Annotated in this window: 7 protein-coding genes; 5 read left to right on the top strand and 2 right to left on the bottom strand. The window is 71.4% G+C overall.

The features are described from left to right. Positions 1-48: 48 nt before the first annotated feature. The 5 genes from RIM90_RS25720 (at position 49) to RIM90_RS25740 (ending at position 8834) form a co-directional block, all read left to right on the top strand. On the top strand, positions 49-2082 hold the full coding sequence (locus RIM90_RS25720) for a thioredoxin domain-containing protein (RefSeq protein ID WP_309063136.1): 2034 nt from the start codon (positions 49-51) through the stop codon (positions 2080-2082). Between the two features lie 239 nt (positions 2083-2321). Then, positions 2322-3590, top strand: a complete 1269-nt coding sequence (locus RIM90_RS25725; protein ID WP_309063137.1) for a glycosyltransferase — start codon at positions 2322-2324, stop codon at positions 3588-3590. Continuing rightward, entirely contained in the window at positions 3587-5233 is a 1647-nt protein-coding gene (locus RIM90_RS25730; protein ID WP_309063138.1) for a glycosyltransferase family 39 protein, read from the top strand. Before RIM90_RS25725 ends, RIM90_RS25730 begins: the two co-directional genes overlap by 4 nt. Beyond that, positions 5230-6411, top strand: coding sequence for a glycosyltransferase family 2 protein (locus tag RIM90_RS25735; protein ID WP_309063139.1), 1182 nt, complete (start codon positions 5230-5232; stop codon positions 6409-6411). The genes RIM90_RS25730 and RIM90_RS25735 overlap by 4 nt, the downstream gene beginning before the upstream one ends. Then, on the top strand, positions 6408-8834 hold the full coding sequence (locus tag RIM90_RS25740; protein WP_309063140.1) for a galactose oxidase-like domain-containing protein: 2427 nt from the start codon (positions 6408-6410) through the stop codon (positions 8832-8834). The genes RIM90_RS25735 and RIM90_RS25740 overlap by 4 nt, the downstream gene beginning before the upstream one ends. Here RIM90_RS25740 and RIM90_RS25745 read toward each other — a convergent pair. After that, complete coding sequence (locus RIM90_RS25745) at positions 8831-9562, bottom strand: Mut7-C RNAse domain-containing protein (protein ID WP_309063141.1); 732 nt, start codon at positions 9560-9562, stop codon at positions 8831-8833. The genes RIM90_RS25740 and RIM90_RS25745 overlap by 4 nt on opposite strands. A gap of 70 nt (positions 9563-9632) precedes the next feature. Beyond that, the gene (locus tag RIM90_RS25750; RefSeq protein ID WP_309063142.1) at positions 9633-10265 is read right to left on the bottom strand and encodes a TetR family transcriptional regulator; all 633 of its coding nucleotides are present in this window, start codon (positions 10263-10265) and stop codon (positions 9633-9635) included. Between the last annotated feature and the right edge of the window lie 42 nt (positions 10266-10307).

Consider the following 10307-nt stretch of genomic DNA (forward strand, 5'->3'; position numbering starts at 1 on the left):
CCCGCGCCGCTCGCCGCGAGCCCCCGGCGGGTGCGCAAAGATGGGAGTATGCCGAACCGACTGGCGCACGAGACGTCCCCCTACCTCCTTCAGCACGCCGACAACCCCGTCGACTGGTGGCCGTGGTCGGCCGGGGCCTTCGAGGAGGCGCGCGAGCGGAACGTGCCCGTGCTGCTCAGCGTCGGGTACTCCAGCTGCCACTGGTGCCATGTGATGGCCCACGAGTCCTTCGAGGACGAGGCGACCGCCGACTACCTCAACGCCCACTTCGTCAGCGTCAAGGTGGACCGCGAGGAGCGCCCCGACGTGGACGCCGTCTACATGGAGGCCGTGCAGGCGGCGACCGGGCACGGCGGGTGGCCCATGACCGTGTTCCTCACGCCGGACGCCGAGCCGTTCTACTTCGGCACCTACTTCCCGCCCGAGCCGCGGCACGGCATGCCGTCCTTCCTGCAGGTGCTCCAGGGGGTCCACCAGGCGTGGGAGGAGCGGCGGGACGAGGTCGCCGACGTGGCCGGGAAGATCGTGCGGGACCTGGCCGGCCGGGAGATCTCCTACGGGGACGCGAAGGTGCCGGGCGAGCAGGAGCTCGCGCAGGCGCTGCTCGGGCTGACCAGGGAGTACGACCCGCAGCGCGGCGGATTCGGCGGGGCGCCGAAGTTCCCGCCGTCCATGGTGATCGAGTTCCTGCTGCGGCACCACGCCCGCACCGGCGCCGAGGGCGCGCTGCAGATGGCGCAGGACACCTGCGAGCGCATGGCGCGCGGCGGGATCTACGACCAGCTCGGCGGCGGCTTCGCCCGCTACTCGGTGGACCGGGACTGGGTCGTGCCGCACTTCGAGAAGATGCTCTACGACAACGCGCTGCTGTGCCGCGTCTACACGCACCTGTGGCGGACCACCGGTTCCGGGCTCGCGCGGCGGGTCGCGCTGGAGACCGCCGACTTCATGGTGCGCGAACTCCGCACGAACGAGGGCGGCTTCGCCTCCGCGCTGGACGCCGACAGCGACGACGGCACCGGCAAGCACGTCGAGGGCGCGTACTACGTGTGGACGCCCGCGCAGCTGCGCGAGGTGCTCGGGGAGGCGGACGCCGACCTCGCCGCGCGGTACTTCGGGGTGACCGAGGAGGGCACCTTCGAGGAGGGCGCCTCGGTGCTGCAACTGCCGCAGCGGGACGAGGTGTTCGACGCCGCCCGGATCGACGGCATCAGGGAGCGGCTGCTCGCGGCGCGTGCCGCCCGGCCCGCGCCCGGCCGGGACGACAAGGTCGTCGCCGCCTGGAACGGGCTCGCCATCGCCGCGCTCGCGGAGACCGGGGCCTGCTTCGACCGGCCGGACCTGACCGAGGCCGCCGTCGCCGCCGGTGACCTGCTGGTGCGGCTGCACCTCGACGACCACGCCCGGATCGCCCGCACCAGCAAGGACGGCCACGTCGGCGCCAACGCCGGGGTGCTGGAGGACTACGCCGACGTCGCCGAGGGCTTCCTGGCGCTGGCGTCGGTGACCGGGGAGGGGGTGTGGCTGGAGTTCGCGGGGCTGCTGCTCGACCACGTGCTCGCCCGTTTCGCCGACCCCGGGTCGGGTGCGCTGTACGACACCGCGGCCGACGCGGAGCGGCTCATCAGGCGTCCGCAGGACCCGACCGACAACGCCGCCCCGTCCGGCTGGACCGCCGCCGCGGGCGCCCTGCTGAGCTATGCCGCCCACACCGGGTCCGAGCCCCACCGCACCGCCGCCGAGCGGGCGCTGGGCGTGGTGAAGGCGATCGGACCGCGGGTGCCGCGGTTCATCGGGTGGGGGCTCGCGGTCGCCGAGGCGGTGCTGGACGGGCCGCGGGAGATCGCGGTGGTCGGTCCCGCGCCGGACGACCCGGCGACGAGGACCCTGCACCGTACGGCGCTTCTGGGCACGGCGCCGGGCGCGGTGGTCGCCGTCGGGACTCCGGACAGTGACGAGTTCCCGCTGCTCGCCGGCCGGCCGCTCGTCCGGGACGAACCGGCCGCGTACGTCTGCCGCAACTTCACCTGTGACGCGCCGACGACCGATCCGGACCGGCTGCGTGCGGCACTGGGCGGCTGAAAAGGCAGGCGGACCAGGCGTTCCGGGCTGCCGGGGCACGGAACGCGACCGGCTTGATCCGGTCAACTCCCCTTATCTGCCGTACTGTTCGGCAACAGGCTCTTTATCGGAACCGCCCCCGCACTTCACAATTCCCCCCTAACCTCTGCACGGTGACGTGGCGGATGGGACGCGCCCTGTGTGACGCGCCGTCACCTCACAGGTGTTCCGGGGGGACTTGAGGATCTGGGGGGATCTGCTTGCTCACGTCTGTCTTCATCGCTGTCGTTTCACTGGCCCTCTTCTGGATGGCCGCGTTCACCCTGTGGTGGCAGATGCACGCCTGGCGCACGCCGGAGGTGCTGGCCTCCACCCGGTTCAGCAGCCCGGACGGCGGCGAGCACCTGTCGTTCTCGCTGTTGCTGCCGGCCCGGCACGAACAGGCGGTGCTGGACCACACCGTCCGGCGGCTGCTGGAGTCGAGCCACACCGACTTCGAGATCATCGTGATCGTCGGCCACGACGACCCGGAGACCACCGCGGTCGCCGAGGCCGCGGCCGGCCGCGACCCACGGGTCCGGGTGGTCGTCGACACGCACGAGAAGAAGAACAAGCCGAAGGCCATGAACACGGCGCTGCCGCACTGCCGCGGCGACGTCGTCGGGGTCTTCGACGCCGAGGACCAGGTCCACCCGGAACTCCTCGCCCACGTCGACCACGCCTTCCGCTCCACCGGCGCCGACGTGGTCCAGGGCGGGGTGCAGCTGATCAACTTCCACTCCAGCTGGTACAGCCTGCGCAACTGCCTGGAGTACTTCTTCTGGTTCCGCTCGCGGCTCCACCTGCACGCCCAGAAAGGATTCATTCCGCTCGGCGGCAACACCGTCTTCGTCCGCACCGCCGTCCTGCGGGAGGCCGGCGGCTGGGACCCCCACTGCCTCGCCGAGGACTGCGACCTGGGCGTCAGGCTCTCCAGCGCCGGCAAGAAGGTCGTCGTCGCCTACGACTCCGACATGGTGACCCGGGAGGAGACACCGGGCTCGCTGATGTCGCTGCTGAAGCAGCGCACCCGCTGGAACCAGGGCTTCCTCCAGGTGTACCGGAAGAAGGACTGGAGGAAACTGCCCGCGTTCGGGCAGCGGATGCTGGCCCGCTACACGCTGATGACGCCGTTCCTCCAGGCGTTCACCGGGCTGATCATCCCGCTGAACGTGGCCGTCGCGCTCTTCCTCGACGTGCCCGTCTCGATCGCCTTCATCACCTTCCTGCCGGCCGTCACCGCCCTGGTCACCTTCGTCTTCGAGGTGGTCGGGCTGCACGACTTCGGCAAGCAGTACGGGCTGCGCGTCCGGTTCGTCCACTACCTCAAGCTCATCGTGGGCGGCCCCTTCTACCAGGTGCTCCTCGCCGGTGCCGCGGTCCGTGCCGTCTGGCGCGAGCAGCGCGGACGCACCGACTGGGAGCTGACCACGCATGTCGGCGCGCACATCGACGCGCCCGGCGTGACCCGAGAGGACGTTCCCGCGTGACCTCCACCCTTCCCGCGGTGACCGGTCCGAAGGTCCCCGCGCAGCGCCGACCCGCGCCCACCACCGGTCCGACCGGCCGACCGCAGCCGCCGAGCCGCCTCCGGTCCTCCCGCTCCGACCTGCTCCTGTGCGGTGTCCTCCTGGTGGCGATCCTCGTCGTCCAGGGCTGGAACATCGCCGACTACCCCACCCTCAGCGACGACGAGGGCACCTATCTCGCCCAGGCCTGGGCCGTCCAGGAGGGCAGGGGCCTCGCCCACTACACCTACTGGTACGACCACCCGCCGCTCGGCTGGATCCAGCTCGCCGTCCTGACCTGGATACCGGCGATGATCAGCCCCGAGTCGATGACCGTGGGCACCATGCGCGCCGTGATGCTGCTGATCAGCGGCATCAGCGCGATCCTCGTCTACGTCCTCGGGCGCCGGCTCGCCCTGCCCCGCTGGGCCGCCGGGCTCGGCATGGCGATCTTCGGGCTCTCCCCGCTGTCCGTCGTCCTCCAGCGCGAGATCTTCCTCGACAACCTCGCGGTGATGTGGACGCTGCTCGCCTTCACCCTCGCCGCCTCCCCGAGCCGCCACCTCTGGCACCACTTCGGCGCGGGCATGGCCGCCGCCACCGCGGTCCTCACCAAGGAGACGATGCTCGTCGTCCTGCCCGCCCTGTTCATCACGGCCTGGCGGCACAGCCACCGGGACACCCGCAAGTTCGCGCTGACCGGCGCCGTCACGGCCTGCGCGCTGATCGGGTTCTCCTACCCGCTGTTCGCCCTGCTGAAGGGCGAGCTGTTCCCGGGCAGCGGACACGTCTCCCTGTGGGACGGCGTCGCGTACCAGATGACCCGGCCCGGTTCCGGCTTCATCCTCGACGAGGGCTCCGGCTCCTGGGGCGTGCTCCAGTCCTGGCTCTACTACGACCGCATCCTGCCCCTCGGCGGCCTGGCGGGCGCCCTGCTGCTGCTCGCCACCTGGCGCTGGTCGGTCACCGCCCGCGCGCTGGCCGGACCGGCCCTCACGGTCGCCATCCTGGCCGCGCTGGCCCTGCGCCCGGACGGCTACCTGCCCGCCATGTACGTCATCCAGGCCCTGCCCTTCCTCGCCCTCGTCCTCGCCGGCGGCACCGCCAGCGTCGCCCACGCCGTCCTGCGCCGCCGGCGCTCGGCGACGGAGAAGCGGCCGCTGACCTACGCCCGGTACGCGCTCGCCGCCGTCCTCGCCCTCGCCGCCTGCGCCCACGTCGTCCCCCGCTGGTACGACGGCGCCCGCACCGCCGTCACCACCGACGCCAACGCCCCCTACGAGGCCGCGTCGAGGTGGATGGCCACCGAGGTGGCGGACCCGGGCGGCACCCGGGTGCTGGTCGACGACGCGATGTGGCTGGACCTGGTGCACGCCGGGTACCGGCCCGGGCTCGGCGTCATCTGGTTCTACAAGGCCGACCTCGACCCCGCGGTGACCAGGACCATGCCGAACGGCTGGCGGGACATCGACTACGTGGTCGCCTCCCCGACGGTACGGCGCGACGCGAAGGACCTGCCCAACGTCCGGCAGGCCATCGAGCACTCCGAGCCGGTCGCCGTGTTCGGCACCGGCGAGGACCGTATCGAGATCCGTCAGGTCGAGACCGCCGGAGGCACCCGATGAGCCAGGAGTCCATGGTCCCCGGCGAGCTGGGCGATCCGGCGCTCGACCCGGTGGAGGTAGCGGAGCCCGGTGCCGTCACCATCGTCGTGCCCACCTTCAACGAGTCCGCGAACGTGCGGCAGTTGCTGCACCAGATCACCGAATCGGTGCCCGCCCGGCTGCCCTGCGAGGTCGTCTTCGTGGACGACTCCACCGACGACACCCCCGACGTCATCCGGGAGGCGGCCCAGGACTGCCCCTTCCCGGTCACCGTCCTGCACCGGGACGAAGCGGTCGGCGGGCTCGGCGGCGCGGTCGTGGAGGGCATCAAGGCCGCCTCGTCGGACTGGGTCGTCGTCATGGACGGCGACTGCCAGCACCCGCCGTCCCTCGTACCGGAGCTGGTGGCGACGGGGGAGCGGGCCAACGCCGGGCTCGTCGTCGCCTCCCGGTACATCGAGGGCGGCAGCCGGGCCGGGCTCGCCGGCAGCTACCGGGTGGCCGTCTCCCGCGGGGCGACCTGGCTGACCAAGGCCCTCTTCCCGCGCCGGCTGCACGGCATCAGCGACCCGATGAGCGGCTTCTTCGCCATCCGCCGCAGCGCCGTCACCGCCGACGTCCTCAAGCCGCTCGGCTACAAGATCCTCCTCGAACTCGCCGTCCGCAGCCGCCCCCGCACGGTCACCGAGGTGCCGTTCGTCTTCCAGGACCGGTTCGCCGGGGAGTCCAAGTCGACCGCGAAGGAAGGGACGCGGTTCCTGCGGCACCTCGCCGGGCTGCGCACGCAGTCCCCGCTCGCCCGCATGGTCGTCTTCGGACTGATCGGTCTCACCGGCTTCGTGCCCAACCTGGCCGCGCTGTGGGCGCTGACCGAGGCCGGGCTGCACTACCTGCCCGCCGAGATAGCCGCCAACCAGTTCGGCGTGGCCTGGAACTTCCTGCTGATCGAGAAACTGCTGTTCCGCGAGCGGCGGCGGCACCGGCACTGGGCCGACCGCACCGCGCGGTTCGCGCTGCTCGCCAACGCCGACCTGGTGCTGCGCCTGCCGCTGATCGCGCTGCTGGTCGGCCGGTTCGACATGGCGGCACTGCCCGCCACCGCGCTGGCACTCGTGATCACCTTCGTCCTGCGCTTCGTGGGAACCGAAGCGCTGGTGTACCTCCCGAGCAGGAGCCGTACGGCAAGGAGCACCGCATGAGAACCCCCGGAATCCCGCCGGTGTCCAGACGCGCCACGGCCCTGCTGGCCGTCGGTGCCCTCACCACCGGCCTTCTCCTGACCGCCCCGCAACCCGCCTCCGCCGCCAACCTCATCAAGAACCCGGGCTTCGAGACCGCCGGCCCGGGCGACATGCCCTACTGCTGGGAGAAGTCCGGCTGGGGCGACAACGACTTCACCTTCACCACCACCGACGACGCGCACACCGGCGACAAGGCGATGAGGGTCGAGCTGACCCGCCGCGTCGACGGCGACCGCAAGGCGCTGATCACCGAGTCCGCCGACTGCGCGCCCGTGGTGACGCCGGGCAAGCAGTACGACCTGGGGCTCTGGTACAAGACGACCACCCCGGACGCGTCCGTCACCCTGTTCCGGCACGACACCACGGCCGGCTGGCAGTACTGGACCGACCTGAAGACGCTGGACATGCAGGCCGCCTGGACCGAGGCCACCGTCCGCACCCCCGAGGTCCCGGCCGGCACCGACCGCATCTCGTGGGGCGTCTCCGTCTACGGCACCGGCTCCGCCACCACCGACGACTACACGATGGAGCAGGTCGCCGAACCGGTCCCGGAGCCGGGGTGCACGGGCACCGCGCAGGAGTGCGCCGACGGCAGCTGGGAGGTGCTCCCGACGCAGAACCCGGTGCGCTCCATGCACTCCGTGGTGCTGCACAACGGCAAGGTGCTGCTGATCGCCGGTTCCGGCAACGACCCGGAGATGTTCGAGGAGGGCACCTTCACCAGCGCCGTGTACGACCCTTCGAGCGGCACGTACAAGGTCATCCCGACCCCGGACGACATGTTCTGCGCCGGCCACGTCCAGCTCCAGGACGGGCGGGTGCTGGTGATGAGCGGCAACAAGGGCTATCCGTCCGCCGACGGCACCATCGGCTACCAGGGCTACAAGGACTCGTACGTCTTCGACCCGGAGACCGAGACCTACACGAAGACCAACGACATGAACGACGGCCACTGGTACCCGTCGGCGACCGTCCTCGGCAACGGTGACGTGATCAGCTTCGGCGGTCTGCGCGAGGACTCCACCGGTTCGGTGACCGCCGAGCTGTGGTCCCAGGCCGAGCAGCGGTGGCTGCCGACCTGGCAGGTCAACCAGACCTGGTCGTACTGGGGCCTGTACCCGTCGATGATCCTCATGCAGGACGGCCGCCTCTTCTACTCCGGCAGCCACGTCTTCGGCAACAACATCCCCGGCACCGGCTCCGCGATCTACGACTACGACGCCAACACCATCACCCAGGTCCCCGGTCTGCAGAACAAGGACGAGCGGGACCAGTCGGCGAGCGTGCTGCTGCCCCCGGCGCAGGACCAGAGGGTCCTCACCCTCGGCGGCGGCAACATCGACACCAACCCGGACGCCAACCGGCTCACCGACATCATCGACCTCAAGCAGCCGAACCCGGCGTACGTCGCCGGCCCGCCGATCCCGCAGGGCACGGTCGACCACGGCGACGGACCGGTGCCGCAGACCGGCGACCAGGGCAAGATGTACGTCTCCGCCGTACTGCTGCCCGACGGCAAGGTGCTGGAGACCGGCGGCGCGCTGCACAACCGGGCCGACCCGGTCTTCGAGACGTCGGTCTTCGACCCGGCGTCGGAGACCTTCGACCCGGTGGCCGTCGACCCGGAGGCGCGCGGCTACCACTCGTCGGCGTTCCTGCTGCCCGACGGCCGGGTGATGACCACCGGCGACAACCCGGGCAACGGCTCCTGGAACCACAGCGTGTCGATCTACAGCCCGCCCTACCTGTTCAAGGGCGAGCGCCCGACGATCACCTCGGTGATCGACACCGAGTGGACCTACGGCGACACCCAGCGGATCACCGTCGACCGGCCCATCGCCAAGGCCGAGCTGATCCGCCCGGCGGCCGTCACCCACTCCTCCGACCCCAACCAGCGGTTCGTGGACCTGCCGCTGTCCGTCGACGGCGACAACGTCGACCTGAACGTGACGAGCAACCCCAACCTGGCCCCACCCGGCTGGTACATGCTCTTCGCGGTCGACGCGAACGGCGTGCCGTCGGTGGCGAAGTGGGTGCACCTCCAGGGTCCGGAGGCACTGACCGCCAAGGACGCCTCCGCCCACGTCCACGACTTCGCCGAGGCGCCCGAGGGCAAGGTCACGGGACCCCGCAAGAAGCGCGCCTCCGAGCCGGTCGGCCCGGCGGTCTCCGGCTGCGACCGGCACTACGGCTCGGCCAACGTCTGCGTGCCGACCGTCTTCCCGGCCGAGGTGAAGGCGACGACGGCCGCGCGCTGCGCCTGGCTGAAGCGGCACGACTACGGCCGGCTGGAGGTCAACGGCAAGGACGACCCGCTGCGGCTGGACAAGAACCGCGACGGCGTCGCCTGCGGCAAGGGGGACGTGCGCCAGAAGCGCTAACCGTCCTTCCCGAACCCGGTGAGGGCGCGCTCCACGATGGCCTCCAACTGCTCGTGGTGCGCGCCCTTCCAGTAGGCGCGCCCGCACGCGGTGCACTGCGCGAACACGTCGTACGTGCGGTGGGTGCCGCCCTTCAACTGGTCGGCGACCTGCTCCTTGGTCGCCTCGCGCAGCAGACCGTTGCAGGCGGTGCAGCGGGTCCAGGGCCGCAGGCCGGGCCGGAACCGGTCCAGTACGTACTGGAGTTGCTCGTCGGGCCGGGTGCTGTAGACGAACGCGCCGGCCCACAGTTCGCGGCGGCGCAGCAGTCCGCGGTCGCGGCTGAGCATGACCCGCTTCTCGGCCGCCGACCGGGCGGCCAGCGCCGGGTCGCCGATGTCCGTCGCCTCGTACGCGGTGTCCACGCCCAGCAGCCGCAGCCGGCGGGCGAGGGTGCCCAGGTGCACGTCGAGCAGGAACCGCAGGGGCGCTCCCGGCACCCGCTGGGGGTGGGCGACGGTGCGTACGGTCACCGCCTCGCCGGCGGCCGGGACGTGCGACGCGGGCACCTCGCGGCCGTCCACGAGCAGCGCGCCGACCTCGGTCAGCGGGACACCGAGGGACTCGATGACGTGACCGAGGCTGGAGACGCCGTCGGTGGCGGTCTTCAGGGTGCCCGCGGACCGCGCCTGGGGGACGAAGAGAAGCAGCTCGGGGGCGAACTCGACGTGGATCTCGGGACCGTTCACCCGGTCAAGGATGTCACGGGGGCGGGTACCCGGCCCCGTGTTTTCCGGCGTCGGCGCGGGGCCCGCGCCGTCAGCGGCGGGGCAGGTCCTTGAAGGTGGCCAGGGTGCGGTCGACCAGCTCCGGCAGGTCGTCGCGGCAGTCGCCCTCGGCCCAGTAGATCATCGTCTCCAGCAGGGCGCCCATCAGTCCCATGGAGTAGACCCGCACCTCGAGGTCGTTCTCGTGGCGTCCGGTGCGCTCGGCGAGGGCCCGGCACACGAGGCGGCCCGTGACGGACATGCTCTCCATCAGCCGCGAGCGCACCTGGGGGACCTCGACCATCAGCCGGGCCCGGAGGACCATCTCGTCCTGCTCGTGGGCCGGGTCGTCGGTGAGCGCCGTCGCCATCGCCTCGCGGATCGCCCGGCGCAGCGACTCCAGCACCGGCTCGTCGGCCGGGCGTTCCCGCAGCAGTCTCTCCAGGAGGGGGTCGTACTCGTCCGTCAGGACGATGTCCTCCTTGGCGGGGAAGTAGCGGAAGACGGTGCTCGGCGAGACCTCGGCGCGCTCCGCGATCTGCTCGACGGTGGTGGCGTCGTACCCCTGCTCCTTGATCAGGGCGTAGGTGGCGTCCCTGATGGCCATGCGGGTCTTGAGCTTCTTCCGCTCACGAAGGCCCAGGTGGCGGGCTGCTTCGGGAACAGAGGTTCGTGCCGTGGTCATGCCGTCATTGTCCGCCATCCACCTCCCGACGGGCCATGACGG

It is taken from the genome of Streptomyces sp., assembly GCF_031181555.1.
GTDB lineage: Bacteria > Actinomycetota > Actinomycetes > Streptomycetales > Streptomycetaceae > Streptomyces > Streptomyces fimbriatus.